Source organism: Arthrobacter methylotrophus (assembly GCF_039539965.1).
Classification (GTDB): domain Bacteria; phylum Actinomycetota; class Actinomycetes; order Actinomycetales; family Micrococcaceae; genus Arthrobacter; species Arthrobacter methylotrophus.
Genome location: NZ_BAABED010000001.1, coordinates 588,087 through 606,322 on the forward strand (window position 1 = coordinate 588,087; position 18,236 = coordinate 606,322).

At 63.6% G+C, this 18,236-nt stretch carries 16 protein-coding genes, 2 tRNA genes and 1 pseudogene; 12 read left to right on the top strand and 7 right to left on the bottom strand.

The window, feature by feature from the left end:
* Positions 1 to 64: 64 nt before the first annotated feature.
* From ABD884_RS02945 to ABD884_RS02955, 3 genes are all read left to right on the top strand, one after another.
* Complete coding sequence (locus ABD884_RS02945) at positions 65 to 2,284, top strand: DEAD/DEAH box helicase (RefSeq protein WP_345035857.1); 2,220 nt, start codon at positions 65 to 67, stop codon at positions 2,282 to 2,284.
* Between the two features lie 366 nt (positions 2,285 to 2,650).
* Positions 2,651 to 2,722, top strand: a tRNA-Thr gene (locus ABD884_RS02950).
* A gap of 62 nt (positions 2,723 to 2,784) precedes the next feature.
* A tRNA-Met gene (locus tag ABD884_RS02955) sits at positions 2,785 to 2,858 on the top strand.
* Here ABD884_RS02955 and ABD884_RS02960 read toward each other — a convergent pair.
* Complete coding sequence (locus tag ABD884_RS02960) at positions 2,856 to 3,026, bottom strand: hypothetical protein (RefSeq protein ID WP_345035860.1); 171 nt, start codon at positions 3,024 to 3,026, stop codon at positions 2,856 to 2,858. The two genes, ABD884_RS02955 and ABD884_RS02960, sit on opposite strands and share 3 nt — an antisense overlap.
* A gap of 41 nt (positions 3,027 to 3,067) precedes the next feature.
* On the opposite strand from ABD884_RS02960, the gene ABD884_RS02965 reads away from it, so the two are divergent.
* The 3 genes and pseudogenes from ABD884_RS02965 to ABD884_RS02975 all read left to right on the top strand — a co-directional run bounded on the left by ABD884_RS02965 (position 3,068) and on the right by ABD884_RS02975 (position 4,434).
* On the top strand, positions 3,068 to 3,646 hold the full coding sequence (locus tag ABD884_RS02965) for a VanZ family protein (protein WP_345035864.1): 579 nt from the start codon (positions 3,068 to 3,070) through the stop codon (positions 3,644 to 3,646).
* Positions 3,647 to 3,801: 155 nt separating this feature from the next.
* Positions 3,802 to 4,146: pseudogene (locus tag ABD884_RS02970) on the top strand (VOC family protein); the annotation flags it as partial.
* Positions 4,147 to 4,257: 111 nt separating this feature from the next.
* Positions 4,258 to 4,434, top strand: coding sequence for a hypothetical protein (locus tag ABD884_RS02975; RefSeq protein ID WP_345035867.1), 177 nt, complete (start codon positions 4,258 to 4,260; stop codon positions 4,432 to 4,434).
* Between the two features lie 25 nt (positions 4,435 to 4,459).
* Here ABD884_RS02975 and ABD884_RS02980 read toward each other — a convergent pair whose 3' ends face one another.
* On the bottom strand, positions 4,460 to 5,416 hold the full coding sequence (locus ABD884_RS02980; protein WP_345035872.1) for a LysM peptidoglycan-binding domain-containing protein: 957 nt from the start codon (positions 5,414 to 5,416) through the stop codon (positions 4,460 to 4,462).
* A 514-nt stretch (positions 5,417 to 5,930) separates the two neighbouring features.
* On the opposite strand from ABD884_RS02980, the gene ABD884_RS02985 reads away from it, so the two are divergent.
* Both ABD884_RS02985 and ABD884_RS02990 read left to right on the top strand, forming a co-directional pair.
* Positions 5,931 to 6,587 (top strand): NAD(P)H-binding protein, encoded by a 657-nt coding sequence (locus tag ABD884_RS02985; RefSeq protein ID WP_345035877.1) that lies wholly within the window; start codon positions 5,931 to 5,933, stop codon positions 6,585 to 6,587.
* A gap of 124 nt (positions 6,588 to 6,711) precedes the next feature.
* On the top strand, positions 6,712 to 8,280 hold the full coding sequence (locus ABD884_RS02990) for a Na+/H+ antiporter (protein ID WP_345035880.1): 1,569 nt from the start codon (positions 6,712 to 6,714) through the stop codon (positions 8,278 to 8,280).
* Here the strand turns inward: ABD884_RS02990 and ABD884_RS02995 are convergent.
* A complete protein-coding gene (locus tag ABD884_RS02995; protein ID WP_345035887.1) occupies positions 8,277 to 9,503 on the bottom strand; it encodes an ROK family protein in 1,227 nt (408 codons plus the stop codon). The two genes, ABD884_RS02990 and ABD884_RS02995, sit on opposite strands and share 4 nt — an antisense overlap.
* A gap of 118 nt (positions 9,504 to 9,621) precedes the next feature.
* Here ABD884_RS02995 and ABD884_RS03000 point away from each other — a divergent pair, with 118 nt between their 5' ends.
* The gene (locus ABD884_RS03000; RefSeq protein WP_345035890.1) at positions 9,622 to 11,340 is read left to right on the top strand and encodes a glycoside hydrolase family 13 protein; all 1,719 of its coding nucleotides are present in this window, start codon (positions 9,622 to 9,624) and stop codon (positions 11,338 to 11,340) included.
* A 143-nt stretch (positions 11,341 to 11,483) separates the two neighbouring features.
* Positions 11,484 to 12,455: an aldo/keto reductase gene (locus ABD884_RS03005; protein WP_345035896.1), complete on the top strand. Its 972-nt coding sequence runs from the start codon at positions 11,484 to 11,486 to the stop codon at positions 12,453 to 12,455.
* 87 nt (positions 12,456 to 12,542) lie between these two features.
* Here the strand turns inward: ABD884_RS03005 and ABD884_RS03010 are convergent, their stop codons facing one another.
* The 4 genes from ABD884_RS03010 to ABD884_RS03025 are packed head-to-tail and all read right to left on the bottom strand — an operon-like array spanning position 12,543 to position 16,518.
* On the bottom strand, positions 12,543 to 13,466 hold the full coding sequence (locus ABD884_RS03010) for a TauD/TfdA dioxygenase family protein (RefSeq protein ID WP_345035900.1): 924 nt from the start codon (positions 13,464 to 13,466) through the stop codon (positions 12,543 to 12,545).
* A gap of 54 nt (positions 13,467 to 13,520) precedes the next feature.
* A complete protein-coding gene (locus ABD884_RS03015; protein ID WP_345035905.1) occupies positions 13,521 to 14,429 on the bottom strand; it encodes an ABC transporter permease in 909 nt (302 codons plus the stop codon).
* Positions 14,429 to 15,370 carry an ABC transporter ATP-binding protein gene (locus ABD884_RS03020; protein ID WP_345035911.1) on the bottom strand — a complete coding sequence of 314 codons (942 nt, stop codon included), beginning with the start codon at positions 15,368 to 15,370 and terminating at the stop codon, positions 14,429 to 14,431. The genes ABD884_RS03015 and ABD884_RS03020 overlap by 1 nt, the downstream gene beginning before the upstream one ends.
* Before the next feature lie 2 nt (positions 15,371 to 15,372).
* Positions 15,373 to 16,518 (bottom strand): ABC transporter substrate-binding protein, encoded by a 1,146-nt coding sequence (locus ABD884_RS03025; protein ID WP_345035917.1) that lies wholly within the window; start codon positions 16,516 to 16,518, stop codon positions 15,373 to 15,375.
* Positions 16,519 to 16,830: 312 nt separating this feature from the next.
* On the opposite strand from ABD884_RS03025, the gene ABD884_RS03030 reads away from it, so the two are divergent.
* Both ABD884_RS03030 and ABD884_RS03035 read left to right on the top strand, forming a co-directional pair.
* Complete coding sequence (locus tag ABD884_RS03030) at positions 16,831 to 17,694, top strand: HpcH/HpaI aldolase/citrate lyase family protein (protein ID WP_345035923.1); 864 nt, start codon at positions 16,831 to 16,833, stop codon at positions 17,692 to 17,694.
* A gap of 313 nt (positions 17,695 to 18,007) precedes the next feature.
* Positions 18,008 to 18,232, top strand: a complete 225-nt coding sequence (locus tag ABD884_RS03035; RefSeq protein ID WP_345035926.1) for a DUF3188 domain-containing protein — start codon at positions 18,008 to 18,010, stop codon at positions 18,230 to 18,232.
* Positions 18,233 to 18,236: the final 4 nt, after the last annotated feature.

An 18,236-nucleotide genomic window follows, 5' to 3' on the forward strand; every position in this document is an offset into this window, starting at 1 on the left:
TACTGCGGCCAAGCCCAACCGGGCCGCGCCGACTGGCCCCCTATGGATGAGGAAACTTTCCCCTATGCCCGAAAACCTGAACGACCCCTTCATCGCCGAGTCTTCCGACATCGCGGAGACTGTCGAAACTGTGGAGACCGCCCCCGCTGCGGAAACCGCCGTCGAAACTGTGGCGACCGCCGTCGAAACGGCCCCCGCCGCCGAGTTCATTGAGCCTGCGGCGCCCGCTCAAGCGGAGGCACACGCTGCCGAAGCTCCGGTCAAGGCCGAGTCCCCCGCCGAGGAAGAAGAAGAGGGCATCCGCTTCGTCGACCTCGGAATCGACCCCCGCGTTCTGGCCGCCCTGCAGGATGTCGGCTATGAAAAGCCTTCTCCGATCCAGGCGGCAACCATTCCGCTGCTGCTCGAAGGCCGCGACGTCGTGGGCCTCGCCCAGACCGGCACCGGTAAGACTGCAGCATTCGCAGTACCGGCACTGTCCCGCCTGGCTGAACTCCACGACCTCAATGGTCCGTCCCGCAAGACCCAGGCACTGGTTCTCGCGCCGACACGTGAGCTTGCGCTCCAGGTTGCTGAGGCCTTCACCTCGTACGCCAAGCACATTGACGACTTCACCGTCCTCCCCGTTTACGGTGGCTCCGCCTACGGCCCGCAGCTTGCAGGCCTGCGCCGCGGTGCCCAGGTGGTTGTCGGTACCCCCGGCCGTGTGATCGACCACATCTCCAAGGGTTCCCTGGACCTGTCCGAACTGCAGTACCTCGTCCTGGACGAAGCCGACGAAATGCTGCGCATGGGCTTTGCCGACGACGTCGAGCAGATCTTCCAGGAGACCCCTGAAGGCCGCCAGGTAGCGCTGTTCTCTGCCACCATGCCGGGCCAGATCCGCCGCATGTCCAAGCAGTACCTGAACAACCCGGCCGAGATCTCGGTCAAGTCCAAGACCACCACCGGCGCCAACACCCGCCAGCGGTACCTGCAGGTCATGGGCCCGCACAAGCTCGATGCCCTTACCCGCATCCTCGAGGTTGAAGAGTTCGACGGCGTTATCGCGTTCGTGCGCACCAAGATGGCCACCGAGGACCTCGCAGACAAGTTGAAGTCCCGAGGCTTCCAGGCCGCCGCCATCAACGGTGACATCCCGCAGCAGCAGCGTGAGCGGACCGTCGATGCGCTGAAGGAAGGCCGCATCGACATCCTGGTGGCCACCGACGTCGCGGCCCGTGGCCTTGACGTTGAGCGCATCAGTCACGTGGTCAACTACGACATCCCGCACGACACCGAGTCCTACGTGCACCGCATCGGCCGTACCGGCCGTGCAGGCCGGAGCGGCGACGCCATCCTGTTCATGACGCCGCGGGAGAAGTACCTGCTGCGTTCCATCGAGAAGGCCACGCGCCAGCCGGTGGAGCAGATGCACCTGCCCACCGCCGAGACGGTCAACACCTTGCGCCTGGGCAAGTTTGCGGACAAGATCACCGAGACCCTCGAGTCCGAGGACGTGACAGCATTCCGCGACCTGATCGCCTCGTACGAGGAAGAGCACAACGTTCCGGCTTCGGAGATCGCTGCCGCACTTGCCGTGATGGCACAGGGCGGCCAGCCGCTCCTGGTCAAGGAGCTGCCCGCCGCACCCGAATTCCAGAAGCGCGAGCGCGCCAAGGACGGCTTCGGCTCCCGCGGCCCCACCCGCGCCCTGACCGAGGGCAACGCCACCTACCGGATCGCCGTCGGACGCCGTCAGCGCGTCATGCCGGGTTCGATCGTTGGCGCCATTGCCAACGAAGGCGGCATTTCCTCGGCACAGATCGGTGGCATCGATATCCGTTCGGACCACTCCCTGGTGGAGCTCCCGGCGGACCTGAGCCCCGAGCAATTGCGTGCCCTGTCCCGCACCCGGATCGGCGGCGAACTGATTCACCTCGAGTTGGACAACGGTCGCAAGCCGGCCTCTGACCGTGGCGGTTACTCCGGTGGTGGCCGTGGCGGCTACTCCGGGGGCGACCGCGGCGGAAACTTCAAAGGCAACGGTGGCTTCAAGAAGGAGTTCCGTAAGACTGAAGGCGACCATGGCAGCTACGCCGGTGGCGAGCGTTCATCCGCTGACCGCGGCGGCCGTTCCTACAGCGAGCGCAGCAGCGCCGGTGCCGGAACGGGCAGCTACGGCGACCGCGACCGCGGACAGAGCAGCGACTCCCGCTTCGGCGGACACGGCAACAGCGCACGCAAGCCGCGCACCGGCGGCGACGCTGGCCACCGCGATTTCAACCGCAAGGGCAAGTGGTAAACAGGGTTAGTTCCTGGTTTTCTGGTCAGAGGCCGGCTTTCGAGCCGGCCTCTGGCTGTTTAACGATGGCTGTCTCATGCGCGCCGGCTAAGAGAGGCGACTCGCCAGAAGACCGCTGAGAGGGCGTCGGCGGCCCCAGGGGGCGCTCGCGAACCGTCTGAGCAGGAATCGGACGAGGGCGCCGATCCGGACGCTCCAGTCGCCGCTGACCACATCCACCCTGCTCAGGTGCTTCGACTGCCCTGGTTTCAGCGCGGTTCGGGACCCTCGGCTCGGACCCTTATGCAGATTGTGTCGACGCCGTTTTTCCCTGTCCTGCAGCCGATTTGTAGCCTGAGAAATCGTCCGGTAGAGTATTTACTCGTTGCCCCCCTAGCTCAGTGGTAGAGCGCGTTCTTGGTAAGAACGAGGTCACCGGATCGATTCCGGTGGGGGGCTCTGAATGAGGGCCTGTGTCAAGGCGGTTTTTGACCGGTTTGACACAGGTTCTTCTCATTCGTGGCGGTGTAGCTCAGTTGGTTAGAGCGCACGACTCATAATCGTGAGGTCGGGAGATCGAGCCTCCCCACCGCTACAGTTTCCGCAGGCCAGAGGCGTTTCGCTTCTGGCCTGCTGCTGTTTTGAGTACCTGATCCAACGCCAAGGACTCTTGAATTGGCTCAGCGAGAGATGCCGCCAGAACGAGGACATCGGCCACTTCCGTATGGACGGATTTGCGGCCCATGTAGACATCTTGAGTCATGCACAGGAGCACGACAGGTTCCCTCTGTAACGTCCTACTGTATGGATGTACGATCGCAAGCCACCGCAGCCACGGATGATGGGCCGAGCTGGCGATTCACCACGAAACGGGCGAAAGCGGAGACCGTGGCCATCTTCGCCGTCTTTGCTCTCTACGCGGCCTTCCTCCTAAGGCTGCTTCTCCTCTCTCGCGCACCGGGTTCGGAGAGATCGATCAATCTCATCCCGTTCGCGAGTATCGCGGAATATGTGTCCAGCCACTCTTCCGGGACCGGCAGAGTGGCGTTCGCCAACGTCGTCGGGAACATCCTGATCTTCATCCCGCTTGGAGTCTACGTATCGTGGCTCCGGCATCGGTCGGCCGCATGGCTGACCGTGCTCACGGTCGCCTCGGTCAGCGTCGCTGTAGAGATCATCCAGGGCGTGTTTGCGGTTGGAGCATCGGATATCGACGACGTGATCCTGAACTGCGTCGGAGGAATCATCGGAATCCTCACATTCAGGCTGCTTTCCGCGATCCTGCGCGAGCAATCCCTAGTGCGGACCGCGATTGCCGTGTTGTCGCTGCTTTCGCTGCCCGTCTGGTGCTACTTCCTCTTCGTCGTCCGGCTACACATGTGAGCACAAGCCACAATCCTCGAACTCACCGGTGCGCCGGTAGTCCCGGGCACCGCCGTACGACGGGCAGAAACGCTTTCGGCGGTGATACGTATTGAGGTAATGCGTTCATGGATGCCGGGCTATATGCCTATTTCAGTTAGCGCGACGCACCAGCGGCACTCTCCTGGATGGAGGAAGTCGGGTTTTCCATCGTCCTACGCCAGGACGGAAGCGCTGGGGAAGTCGTGCATGCCGAGGCCCGCATGGGTGATGCTGTCATCATGGTCTCAAGCGCAGACGCGGACTACCAGCAGCCGGCACTGATTGGCCGATCAACGGGCGGGGGCCTGTACCTCTTGGTCGACGATGCTGATGGCTTCTACCGGCGGGCGCTGGCAGCCGGCGGAATCGCGGTGATCGCGCCGGAGGATACGGCGCGGGGCACGCGCCGGGCAAGGATACTTGACCCGGAAGGAGACGAATGGAGCGCCGGGACGTATCAGCCCGGCTCGGGATGGTAACGACCTACCTCGTGGAGCATCTCAACTCTGTTCTTGCCCGGTCCCTGGTGGGTCCGTCCAGACTGAAGCCATCCCATCCAGACCCTGTGTGAAGGTCCTGCCAGAAGGCGGATGCAAGGGGAACGCGCGATTCTGCTGGATCATCGGCTTCCCCAGGTCCGGGTGTCCCGGAATCACGCGGCGGGCACCGTTGACCTGGGGAATGATCCAGCAGAATCGCGCTTCTTGGCGCTCTACCCCCGTTTCGGGACGAGGCCCACCGCCCCCGAATCGGCCCGGCAACACTGACCTTCTTTGAAACCCGTGCCCGGTCCTAATTGAGTGCGATCACGAGCATTTGGTTGGTGCCCGGGATGCAGGTCTGCAGTACAGCCCGCGGGAATCCCCCGAATACGGCTGCGACGTCGTTGGTGGTGCCGCCTTGGGGCACCTGGCCGCGGGCAGTTACGGTGTACGTTCCGTAACCGGGGATGCTCACCGTCTCGCCGACGCCTATGCCCGAGAACCGCGCCCACCCGCCGCAGAAATCGTGTTCAGTGATAAACAGCGAGTAGGCGTCCGTCGGGGTGAAGTGGATAGGGCCAATGCAACTGTTTACCGCGGCCTGCCCGCCTGAACCCGCAACATAGATGGTCCGAACCGCCGGAGCCGGAACCGGGGCCGGGGTGGGAGCAGGGGCGGGAGCAGGAGCAGGGGCGGGAGCAGGAGCCGCTGGCGCCACAGGGGCCACCGGGGGCGGGACGGCAAGCGGCGGTCCTGTCAGCTTCAATACTTGGCCTGGCAAGATGACGGAATATGCGCTGAGCCCGTTGGCAGCCAGCATGGCGTTCACGTCGACTCCGAAACGGGCCGCTATCGAGCCGACGGTGTCGCCGCTGACCACCGTGTAGGCGTTCGTGTCAGGCACCGGAGCGGCTGCCGGTGCCGCCTCAGGCGCTGAGGGCACGACGGCGGCCGACGCCTTTGCCTGTACCGGCGCCGGTGGAGGGGCCGGGGAGGGACTTTCGCTCGGCGTTGAGTCTGCGGCCGGTGAAGGGGCGGCAATCGCGGTTCCTGGACCGACGGCCGGGATGCTTGCAGCGCTCGTGCTTGCCGGCGCCAGTACCTGTGCATAGTTCTGCGTCATGATGGCCGCCAGGGCGATCGCCAGCACAACTGCCCACGTGGCTATGGATGCCTTGTATCTGGTGAGTGTTCTTACTCCGTTGGATATCAGTGCGGAGACGCTGCCTCCGCCGATCCCGCTGTGCATGTAATCCTGCTGATGCATTTCAGATCCCCGTGCTTCGTCGTTGCTTGGGCCAGCCGGTTGGTTTGGCCCGGGAAGTGATACGCACGCGCAGGGGATGGCGCTTGTTGAGACCCTTTTGCTTAATTGCGCAGCACAGAGGAAGCCCTCAAATCCGCTCATTGATGGATAAATCCATCAATGAGATTTATAAAAGGGGTATTCCTATTCCTGCTGCAGGGTGATTTGAGTTTAGAAATTGGTCATTAACTACACACGAGTGGATGCCACTCGCTTTTGCTTCGCACGCGCGGAAAGTCACTCGTATTGGCGTTTCAGTAAAGTGAGTGCCGCGGGTTATGGCCGCTCTTCCGTCCAGCCGGTGCTGGGGAGTTACCGCAGAGCAGGGGCAACTGGAATTGTAAGCAGACTTAGTTATTCCGGGAGAATTGACATGAATTTGAAGCGTTCGAAAAAGGCTAATTTCGGAGTTTATCCATCGTCTTTGAATAAACATGGCCGCGCCGATGTTTGACCTCTACGACAGAATGGATCCATGAGTCGAATCGCAATCATCGGCGGCCACGGCAAAGTGGCCTTGCAGCTGTCCCGCATTCTGAGCAATGAGGGTCACGAGGTAACGTCGTTCGTCCGCAATCCGGAACACGCGCCGGAAGTCGCGGCGACGGGCGCCGCTCCGGTCATTCTGGACGTCGAGCAATCGACAACGGCGGAGATCGCCTCAGCCCTCAACGGCCACGACGCCGTGGTGTGGTCCGCCGGAGCCGGAGGAGGTGACCCGGACCGGACGTACGCGGTGGATAGGGATGCCGCCATCCGCTCGATGGATGCCGCGGCGCAGCAGGGCGTGGCTCGGTATGTCATGGTGTCCTACCTCGGCGCCGGACCCGGCCACGGCGTCCCCGAAGACAACAGCTTCTACGCGTACGCGGAAGCCAAGGCCGCGGCGGACGAGTATCTGCGTGGCACCGATCTGGACTGGACGATTCTGGGACCCGGAGCGCTGACCGGCAATCCGGGCTCGGCGCTCATTGAGGTGGATCCCTTGGATCCGGGTACCGGGACCGCAACCTCCCGGGCCAATGTCGCCTTGGTGGCTGCCGCCGTCCTGGAACTGCCCGAAACCATAGGACGCACCATCGAGTTCAGAGATGGGAACGTGGCAGTGGTGGAGGCTCTCACCGCGTCCTAGCTGACTCACAAGGTCCTAGCTGCTTCCGCCGGGCCGGCAGGGCGTCCGGCCGCGATAAGTTGGTATGACCGGCCCCTCGGCAAGAGGGGGCGCTGCCACGACGACGTCTGGGGATATCAGGAACATGGACCAGTTGGCACTCATTGTTGGATTGCTGCTTGCAACGGTCGTGGCCGTGGGCCTGGGGGATCGATTGCGGCTCCCGTATCCAGTGTTGATGCTGCTTCTGGCGGCGGCGCTGACCTTCATCCCGGGATTTCCGGACTTTGAGCTTGCTCCCGAGCTGATCCTGCCGATCTTCCTCCCGCCGCTGCTCTTCGCGACTGCACAGAAAAGTTCCTGGGCGGTGTTCCGGGTCCGTTGGCGGACCTTGCTGCTCATGGCTGTCGCCCTTGTAGTGGTTTCGACGGCGGTCGTCGCCGGCGCCGCGTGGCTCATGATTCCGGGTATCGGCATCCCTGCGGCAATCGCACTGGGTGCCATGGTGGCTCCGCCGGACCCGGTGGCTGTTGATTCGGTCGCCGGCCGCGTGCATATGCCGCGCAGGCTCATTACTGTGCTGCAAAGTGAAGGGTTGTTCAACGACGCCGCAGCTATCGTGATCTTCCAGGCAGCCGTGGCAGCAACGGTCTCCGGAACGAAGGTGGGGGCCGGCGTCGTGCTCCAGTTCATCATCGGCGCGGGCTTGGCCGTTATTGTCGGGATCGCGATGGGCTGGTTGACGAGGCTGATCACCAAGCTGGTCACCTCCATGGTGGCCCGGAGCGCCGTCACTTTGGTGGTTCCCTTCGCTGCATACATCCTCGCGGAAGAACTCCACGCTTCGGGGGTGATCGCCGTCGTCGTCACCGCGCTTGAGACGCAGCGGCACGCGCGGTCCCAGGATGCTGCCGAGCGCGTCACCCGGAACGCCTTCTGGGATGTGGTGGAGCTCCTTGCCACGGGGCTGGCCTTCGGTTTGGTGGGGCTGGAAATCCGGACTGTGATCCGGGATGAAGGTGCGGCCGTTTTCGGCATGATTGGTCCGGCCGCGGCGGTGTGCGTGCTGGTGTTCGTCGTCCGCTTCGCGTGGCTCGGCCTTTTGGCGATCGCGGCCCGCAAACGGAAGAACCTGCTGCCGACGTCGCCCAAGGAAGTCTTGATCCTCACGTGGTGCGGCATGCGCGGCCTCGCGACCCTCGCACTGGCACTGGCCCTTCCGTTGACGATTGCCGACGGCAGCGACTTCCCGGCCCGGCACGAGACCCTGGTTATCGCATGCGCGGTGTTGCTGGCCACTTTGGTGCTGCCGGGGCTGACCCTTCCGTGGCTCATGCGCGTGCTCAAGGCCTCCGAGGACGGCTCGCACGAAAGGGACGCCGCGCGCCTCCTGGCCAAGCGCGCGCAGGCTGCCGCCATCTCGGCCCTCAAGGAACACGATCTGATGAAGGAACTGCCGGCTGACAAAGTGGCGCTCGTCAAGGAAAAGATGACCCGCCTCCACGCCGAACTGCTGGACGGGACGTTGAAGAACGAGTCGGCAACGGAGAAGCGCCAACGCGGAAGGGAACTGGCCATTGCGGTCCAGACCATCGCCCTCGATGCGGCACGGCAGGAAGTGGTGGCTGCTCGGGGCGAGCCTGGCACTGATCCCGAGGTTGCCGATCGGGTGCTGCGCCAGCTGGACCTGCGCACCATGGCGATGCCGGACTAGCGGGTGTCCTTGGAGGCAGGCAACTGCACGCGCCGTAGTTCCAGGTCCAGGGAGTTCTTCTCAACATGGTCCAGCGCATGGCGCACTGCGCCGATGCCCACAATCGCGTCGCCCAGGGGGGACGCTGCCAAGCGTGGGGGAGTGGCGGTGTAGTTTGCCAGCTTCCGCGCGGTCGTCTCCAGGAGGGTCGACGCCGAATCTGCCACTGCGCCACCGATCACCACGAGCTCCGGGTTGAGCAGGATGGCCACCGTGGAAACCACTCGGGCCAGCCGGTCCGAGAGCCGGTCCAGGATTCCCAGCGCCACTTTGTCGCCCTGCGCAGCGGCGGCGAAGACGTGCTCTGCAGTCACCTCGTGGCCCGGCGCGGCCGCCGTCCGGAGGGTAGTCTTCGACGTTCCCGCCAAAGCTTCAGCCGCCCACAACCTGGCGAGCGCGGCGAGGCCATCGGGGGAACCCACTCCCTCCACCATGTCCAAGTAGGCCATTTCGCCCGCACCGCCCGCGGCCCCGTGGAGCAGTCTGCCGGATTCCATCACGCCCGAGCCGAAACGCTCGCCTGACAGCAGAACCACCAGATCATCGACCCCGACGGCGGAGCCACGCCAGCGCTCGCCGAGCGCGGCCAGGTTGGCGTCGTTCTCCAGCACAACGGCCCACCCGTGCAGATCGTGCAGGGCTTTCTTCAGCCCGACGTCGAACAGGCTCCAGAACGGCTGGCTGACCAGAATGTTTCCGTCGCGGCCCACGGGGGCGGCAAGCCCCACCGTCACCGCAAGGACCTTGTCCGGCGCCACGCCGGCAGCGTCAAGCGCCAGCAGGGCCGTCTCGCTGATCACGCGGATCCGTTCCTCCGCTTCGATCTCCCTGCCGCGAAAAGGCTCGCTGGCCCGTCCCACGGTCCGGCCCCGCAGATCGGCCACCACCACGGTGGTCTTGAGGACGCCGACGTCGATCCCCAGGACGCAGCCGGCACTTTCGTCGAGTTCGAAGCGCCGCGCGGGGCGGCCTTTCTGGTAGGTATCGGAATCCTTCTCCAGTTCGCGGATCCAGCCCCGGGCCATAAGGTCTTCGCACACCGAAATGGTGGTGGCGCGGGTCAGGCCGGTGACGTCCATCAGCTCCGAGACGGTTACTGCGTTGGAGGAGCGGATGGCGCCGAGTACGGTGGCCGCGTTGACCCGCCGCATCATCTGCGGAGTGGCAGTCGCGATGTCAGGCATGCCTGTTGACCTCCTGTAGGTGTGCGTCACATAATACTTGAGGTACTAAATTTAGATTCTAAATAAACAGCCCCATTCACTACATACACCGTTGCGTCGACACAGAAAAGGAACCCCCTTGTCCTCCACCGTCACCTTGGCAACTCACTTCGACCCAAAGCGCTCCGAGCGCTCCGAGCGCATGGCCGATCCCAACTGGTGGCGCCAAGCGGCCGTCTACCAGATCTACCCTCGCAGTTTCTACGACGCGAACGGCGATGGACTGGGCGACATCAAGGGCATCACCGCCAAGGTCCCGTACCTCAAGTCCCTCGGCATCGACGCCGTCTGGCTGAGCCCCTTCTACCCGTCCGCGCTCGCGGACGGCGGCTACGACGTCGACGACTACCGCAACGTGGACCCGAAGCTGGGCACGCTGGCGGACTTCGATGAGATGGCGGCTGCCCTGCACGCTGCAGGAATCAAGCTGATTGCGGACATCGTTCCGAACCACTCCTCGGACCGGCACGCATGGTTCAAGGAAGCGCTGGCTTCCCCGAAGGGCTCGGCAGCCCGTGAACGCTACATCTTCCGTGACGGCCGGGGCGAGAACGGCGAACTGCCCCCGGCGGACTGGGACTCGGTCTTCGGCGGCCCGGCTTGGGAACGCATCACTGAACCCGGTCCAGAACAGAAACCGGGACAGTGGTACATGCACATCTTCACGAAGGAGCAGCCGGACTTCAACTGGGACAACCCGGAGGTTCGCGAGGACTTCCTGAAGACCTTGCGCTTCTGGTCCGATCGTGGCGTGGATGGATTCCGCATTGATGTTGCCCATGCGCTGACGAAGGACCTCCCGGAGGTGCTCCCCTCGAAGAGCGAACTGCCCAAGGAAGGTGACAACGCCCTTGGCGCCCACCCCTTCTGGGACCGCGACGAAGTGCACGAGATCTATGCCGAGTGGCGCAAGCTCTTCAACGAGTACAACCCGCCCCGGACCGCCGTCGCCGAAGCCTGGGTCCACGCGGACCGCCGCGCCCGCTACGCCAGCCCGGACGGACTCGGCCAGGCCTTCAACTTCGACCTCCTCAAGGCCGATTTCGACGCCGCCCAGTTCCGCAGCATCATCACCAAGAACCTGGCCGAGGCTGCAGCATCCGGTGCCTCGTCCACGTGGGTCTTCTCCAACCACGATGTGGTCCGCCACGCTACGCGCTACGGCTTGCCCCAGATCGGCGGCCTCGACGGCGCCGGCCAGGACGGCAAGGCATGGCTGCTCGACGGCGGTTTGGCCTCCGACGTCGACGCCGAGCTCGGCTTGCGCAGGGCCCGCGCCGCATCGCTGCTGATGTTCGCCCTGCCAGGTTCCGCGTACCTGTACCAGGGCGAAGAACTCGGCTTGCAGGAAGTGGGCGACATCGCGGACGGCCAGCGCCAGGACCCGGCGTTCTTCCGCAACCCGGGTGTCGACGTCGGCCGCGACGGCTGCCGAGTCCCGCTGCCGTGGACAAGCGAAGGTACCTCGTTCGGCTTCGGTGAGGGACATGCCCACTTGCCGCAGCCTGAGTGGTTCGCCGGTTATGCAGTGGATGCGCAGGACAACGTCCCAGGCTCCACGCTGGAGCTGTACCGCAAGGCCCTGGAACTGCGCTCGGAACTGCGGGCGGCCGAGGACCTTGAATGGATCCCCTCCAGCAACGAGTCCGTGCTGCACTTCGCCCGGCCCAACGGCTGGCAGTCGGTGACGAACTTCGGCAGCGAGCCGGTGGCTCTTCCGGAGGGCACCGTCGTCGTGAGCAGCGCACCGCTCGACGGCGGCAAGCTCCCGGCGAACACCACCGCCTGGCTCGTCTAGTCCCCAGTCGTTCTCTCCGCTCGCAAGCTTGTGAGGGAACCCGGCGACCGTGGCCCCACCCCCAACTGACTCGCAGTTGTTGTCGTTTTGAAGGCTGTAAACGACAACAACTGCGGGTCAGTTGCATGTGAAAGAGTTGAAAAATGACAGAAAAGCGTCAACCCGCGAACAATCGGCTCATCTATGGCTGCATGGGACTTGGTGGTCCCTGGGAGGGCAGCGAATACGGGGCTGCCGAAATCGAGCAGGCCGCGGCCGCGATCGACGCTGCCATGGGGATCGGAATCTCCTTGTTCGACCACGCCGACATCTACCGCAACGGCAAGTCCGAGGCCGTCTTCGGCGAGGTCATGTCCCGGACGGCCGGGCTGCGCGAAAGAATCCAGCTCCAGACCAAATGCGGAATCCGGCTCAGCCAGCCCGGAGTCGAAGGCCACTACGACCTGAGCAAGGACGCCATCCTGAAACGGGTCAACGGAAGCCTGGAACGGCTCAAGACCGACTATGTGGACGTGTTGCTCCTGCACCGCCCGGACCCCCTCATGGAACCCGCGGAGGTGGCGTCCGCCGTCGGGCAGCTCATGGCGGAAGGCAAAGTGCGGCAATTGGGCGTGTCCAACATGTCCGGTGCGCAAATCGCTTTCCTGCAGGACCAACTGGAGGTGTCGATCGTGGCCAATCAGTTGGAGATGAGCCTTCACCGTCGGGCCTGGCTGGAGAGCACCGTCTTGGTCAACCACGATGACTCCCGCGGCTACAGCTTCCCGCACGGCACTCTGGAACACTGCGTCAGCCGGGGGATCGAGCTACAGGCTTACGGTTCCCTCGCCCAGGGCAGGTACACGGGCTCGACGTCGGATGCCCCGACTGCCGCTGATAGCGCGACTACCGCACTGGTGGCGCAATTGGCGGGGGAGAAGGGCGCCACTCCCGAGTCCGTGTTGTTGGGGTGGCTCATGAAGCATCCGGCACGCATTTCCCCGGTGCTCGGCAGCTCCAATCCTGGGCGGATCGTCGCCTGTGCCGATGCCGATGCCGCTGCTGTTGCCACGGCCATGACGCGCGCTGAGTGGTACGGCCTGTGGGTGGCAGCGCGGGGCAGCAGGCTCCCCTAACGCGGGTTAAGCCCAACTGACTCGCAGTTGTTGTCGTTCTGACGCTCGAAAACGACTACAAATGCGAGTTAGTTGGGCTGCGACGGCCTAGCTGAGCGGCGCGACGACTGAATAGGCGGAGGAGTCACCTTGGATCGACTGGCTGGCCTTGCCGTCGACGCCCACCGGGATGTCGCCGGCAATGGTCACGCGGTTGAGCTTGCGCGGCTGGCCGTCATAGTTGTCCGGCGCGTAGTGCTGGGTGATGCGGTTGTCGAAGAGCACCAACTGGTTCGGCTCCCAGTTCACGCGCACCACGTTTTCCTGACGCGTCACGTAGGCCTGCAGCAAACGGATGATGTCCTTCGACTCCGTGTTGGACAGCCCCACGATCCGAAGGCGCTGCGCGAAGCCCCCAATGAACAATCCGCGCTCGCCGGTCAAGGGATGGACACGCACCACGGGGTGGGCGGTTTCGAACTTGATGCGGGTGAATTCCTTGCGGCGCTCGTCGGCATTCTCGTGTTCCAGGTTCTTCGGCACCGAGTAGTCGTAGTCGTTCGTGTGGATCGCCCAGAGGGTGTCTGCGAAATTGCGGAGCTCCTCCGGCAAATCCGCGTATGCCCCGGCCGAGGAAGCAATCAGCGTCTCGCCACCATAGGACGGGAGATCGATGCTGCGAAGAGTGGAAGCCTGGGGCGGGTTGACCACGAACGTGACGTCGGTGTGCCAATTGTTTGCGGAGCCGTTCTCGCTGTCTACGGGCAATACGTTCTCTTCGCCCTTCACGGAAGCCACCGTCGGGTGTGCCGTGGTGAGTGGCCCGAAATGGCTGGCGAATTTCACCTGGGTCTCGTCGCTGAGAATGTTGGCCTCCCGGAAAACGAGGGCCTTGTGTTCGTTGAGCGCGGCCCGGATGTGGGCCACGGTTTCATCGGACAGATCGCCGCTGAGGTCGAAGCCCCGGATTTCGGCGCCGATGCGGGATCCGAGCTTGGCGAATTCCAACTTTGTTTCGGTAATGACGGACATTATTTGTTCCTTTTCTGTTGTGACTCGGTTGGGTCCAGATCGATGTATTGACGGTCAGGCCCCGGATCCGACGGCGGTTCGCCAGCGGGAGAAATGCCGTTCCAGGGCTACGAGGAGGAAATTCACGGCCAAGCCCAAAAGGGATACCGTGAGAATGCCGGCGTACATGTCGGGGATGAGGAAACTGCTCTGGGCATTCACGATGAGGTAGCCGAGCCCGGCCTTTGCCCCCACCATCTCGGCAGCAATCAACACCAAAATGGAGGCCGTGCCTGCCATGCGGATACCCGTAAAAATTGTGGGTACCGCGGAGGGCAGGATCACCTTCCGGAACAGCGCGAGGCTCGAGAGGCCGAGCGACTTCGCGGCCCGGATGAGCAGCGGGTCCACGGTCTTCACACCCGCGATCGTGTTCAGCAATACGGGAAAGAACGCCGCGTAGGCCACGATGCTGATCTTGGACTCCTCACCAATCCCGAGCAGCAGGGTAAACACAGGCAGGAGGGCGAGCGCGGCAGTGTTACGGAACAATTCCAGCAGCGGACTCAGGACGGAGTTGAGGCGTCCGTACCAGGCGATCAGCAAACCGAGCGACACGCCAGCCACCACGGCAGCACCGAATCCAAACACTGATCGGGTGAGGCTCGCGACCAGATGCCCCTGAATGGTTCCCGATTCGAACAGTTTGCCCCACGCAGCCAGAACCTCGTGCAAGGGCGGCAGGAATACCCGGGTCGAGGGGCTTGCGAGGTACGTCGGCCCGAGTTCCCAGAGAGCCAGGAACGCGAGAATCCCTGCGGCCTTCCACAGACCGGAACCGGCGTAGGCGGCTGCGGTCCGCAAGAAGGCGAGCACCGCCGTCCTTCTCCGACGCCCCGCCCCCACCGAATCGGAGTGCCCGACGGCGGAAACCGGCTGGGGTGCGGCGCTCGCCGTGGGCTGTTTCGTCAGTGTTGTGGTCATCAGGCTGCGCTCCTTTCGAGAGTTGTTCCCGGGACTTCGTCCGGGGCGGTGCCGTCCGGCAGGATCTTGCGGTGACCGGCGTCCTGGGCTACGCGGACCTCGTCGTGCAACAGGGTCCAGACCTGATGCCGTTGTTCGACGAAGGCCGGATGTGAACGGATGTCTTCGCCGCCGTTGCGGTCCGGGATGACCACGTCCACGATTTCCTTGAGGCGTCCGGGCCGGGCGCTCAAGACGGCGACGCGTTGGCCCAGGTATACGGCTTCGTCGATGCCATGGGTGATGAAGACGATCGTCTTGCCCGTGGCCCGCCAGATCCGGAGGAGTTCGTCCTGGAGCTGTTCACGGGTCTGGGCGTCCAAAGCGGCGAAGGGCTCATCCATGAGCAGGACATCGGGCTCATACGCGAGACTTCTGGCTATGGCCACGCGCTGTTTCATGCCGCCCGAGAGTTCATGCGGGTAGCGGTCTTCAAAGCCGGCCAAACCCACGAGCTTCAGGTATTCGCTCGCCTTGCCCGCACGTTCCCGGCGATTGAGCTTGCGCCCATCTGAGCCCTTGCCTTCGAGCCCGATCGACACATTGGCCGACGCCGTGCGCCAAGGGAATAGTGCGTACTGCTGGAAGACCACTGCGCGGTCCTTGCCGGGCCCCGTTACCGGCCGCCCATCCACCAATACCTCGCCGGAGGTGGGCGTGGACAGGCCGGCCAGGAGGTCCAACAAAGTGGTCTTGCCGGAACCGCTTGGCCCCACCAGGGTGAGGAATTCGCCGTCGCGCACGTCGAGGCTCAGGGAGTCGATGGCGGTCAGTGTGGCGGGCTCTTTCGCGCCGACCTTGCCGGCTGCCCCAGCCGTGGAGGCCTTGGAGCCTGTGGAGGCCTTGCCGGCGCGGACCGTGAATTGCTTGGTGACGTTGCGGAGGCTGATCTTGGCGGTCATGGCTATCCCTTCTTCGCTGTGCTCGCGGTTGCGCTCGTTGCTAGCTCGTTGAACTTGTTGGTGTAGTACTTCGACGCCGTCAGATCGTTCTTGACGATCCCCGAGCTCTTGAGCCATCCGGCCCAGCGGGTGAAATCCTCGTCTTTGATGACGCCGTTGTCCGGAACACCGGGGCTCTTCCAGTACTGCAGATTCGCGGTGCTCTCATTGCGTCCGCGGGCGTCGATAATTTTCTTGAAGCGGGCAATCACTTCGTCGCGCGGCGTTTCGGTCTCCCACTTGATGGCCTTGGCCACCCCTGTGGTGAAGATCCGCGCGGTGTTGGGGTTCTTTTCGATGAAGTCATTGCGGAGCACGTACTGTCCGCCGGCGAAGGTGCCGAAGAGTTCGTAGTCGTTGAAGAGCGAACGCAGCCCGCCGGCGGCAATGGCGTGGTCCTGCAGGACACCGCCCAGGGTTCCAACATCCACTTGACCGCGGCGGATCGCTTCCTCGGTGTCGTTGGGCGCCAGCGGCACGAGTTGTACCTGTTTGATTTCGTCTTGGCCGAGGCCGTTCTGGCTGAGATACGTGTTGATGACGGCTTCGTAGTGGGCGCCCAGGGTGTTGACAGCGATCTTCTTCCCGATGAGGTCCCGGGCGGATTTGATGGGGCTGTCTGCCTTGACGTAGAAACCGTTGAAGGTCTTCGCGTCTTCGCCGTAGTAGTTCACGACGGCGGTCACCGGAGCTCCTGCCTCGATCAGCTTTACCACGGCTCCCGCAAACGCACCGCCGAAGTCGGTCTGGTTGGTGGCCGCTGACTGGATGTCCTGTGGGCCGCTGGTGGTGTTGCCTACCCAGTTGAGCTTGATGTCCCCCAAATAACCGAGGTCTGCGGCCAGCTCGGGGAGGCCGACGCTGTTTGCCGAACCCTGGTAACGGAGTTCTCTGACTTCCGTTTGACCGGCTGTTTGGCCTCCGGATTGGTCTCCCGCTTGGGCATTGCCGCCGCAGCCGGTCACCGTCAGGGCAAGGACGACGGCGGCCGCGACGCCTAGAAGGGGCTGGTGCAGTTTCATGGGAGCTACTTTCTTGGGACGGATGTAGTTGGGCGGGCCTTGGTCTGGGTAGAGCGAATTACCGGTGGGAACGATGTAAGCGCACATCTAGGAGAGTTGGAAGCTCGGCGGTAATGCTCGGAAACGGCGCGAAACCGGGGGAAATCCAGCGAAATCCTCGGCAACTCCGGGCAACCCAAGGACACAATTCGCCCAGCGTCGCCGGGTTGAGATGTAGACCATCCAAAGCGCGCCAAACCCAACTAGCTCGCAGTTGTTGTCGTTCTAGGGGCTCATAACGGCATCTACTGCGAGCTAGTTGGGGCCGGGCGGCCTGTCACAATCGTTTTGTTCGTATTGATGCTCACACCTTCGCCCGATTCTTAGCGTTCCTGGCGGATGGCCGGATACGGTAGGTACATGACGTCTAGCACCGCGGCCGAGTCCATTCGGTCCACCCGCAGCATTCCCGCAGATATTGCCCGCTCCTGGCTCCTCGTGAACGCCATGAAGACGGAGCTTTTTGACCAGTCGGCCTCATCTCGCGCGGACGCCATCATCCTTGATATCGAGGACGCCGTTGACCCGTCCCAGAAGGACCAGGCACGGAACAACGTCATTGACTGGCTCACCGCGGGCGGCCAGGCCTGGGTCCGCATCAACGATGCGACGAGCCCCTTTTGGGCTGACGACCTCGCCGGACTCCGTGGCACGCCCGGCCTGTTGGGCGTCATGCTGGCCAAGACGGAATCCGCGGATCAGGTGACGGAATCCTTCCACCGCATGGACGGCAAGATTCCCGTGATTCCGCTGGTTGAATCTGCGCTGGGCATCGAGGAAGCCAACCACATCGCCCGTGCCCAGGGCGCCTTTCGCCTAGCTTTCGGTTCGGGCGACTTCCGCCGGGACACCGGCATGGCTGCGACGCCGGAAGCGATGGCCTACCCGCGTGCCAAGCTTGTTGTCGCCAGCCGCGTGGGTAACCTGCCGGGTCCCATCGACGGCCCTACCGTCGGCACCAACCACCCGATCCTGCGCGAGCAGACCGGCATCACGGTGACCATGGGCATGACCGGCAAGCTCTGCCTGGCCATCGACCAGACCACGGTCATCAACGAAGTCATCAGCCCCACCCCCTCCGACGTCGCTTGGGCCACCGACTTCATGAACGACTTCGAAGCCAACGGCAGGGTCATTCGCGATGGTTCCGACCTGCCCCGCCTTGGCCGTGCCGAAAAGATCATGAAACTCGCAGTGGCGTTCGGGGTCCAGCCCTCCCTGTAGGTCCAGCCACCGGCGCTCACTTATGTCCGGCTTTTCAGGACGCTCGCTCACTTATGGTGGCAATTCCCGGATCCCTCCTGCACAACTTGTGCGGGAGGGATCCGTCCCAGACGCGTATAAGTGATGGAGCGTCCCGGGGAATGGGCCCTAAAGGTGAGCGCGCGTCCATTGGAGTCGAGGGCGGATCGACGGCGCTCTCCTCCACCGACGCTCGCGCACGTATGTTGGGTCCTGACCCGACGCTCGCGCACGTATGCGGTCAATTCCTGCCCCGGAGGACTCGTTGGGCTGACGAGTGCCCTAAACTTGGGTGGTGCTGAACGAATTCTGGGCTACTGCCTCCGCCACCTACAAGACGCTGGTTTTCGGCGCGATGGGGCTTATCGCCGTCGGGATCATCCTCACGATCATCGGCAATACCTCACATAACCAAGGTCTCGCGGTGACGTCGCTGTTCGTCATCGGCCTCGGGCTCGTCCTGCATGTCGTGGCTAGGGTGGTCCGTGGACAGCAGGTCCGCAAGAGCTTGAAGAAGTAGTGCC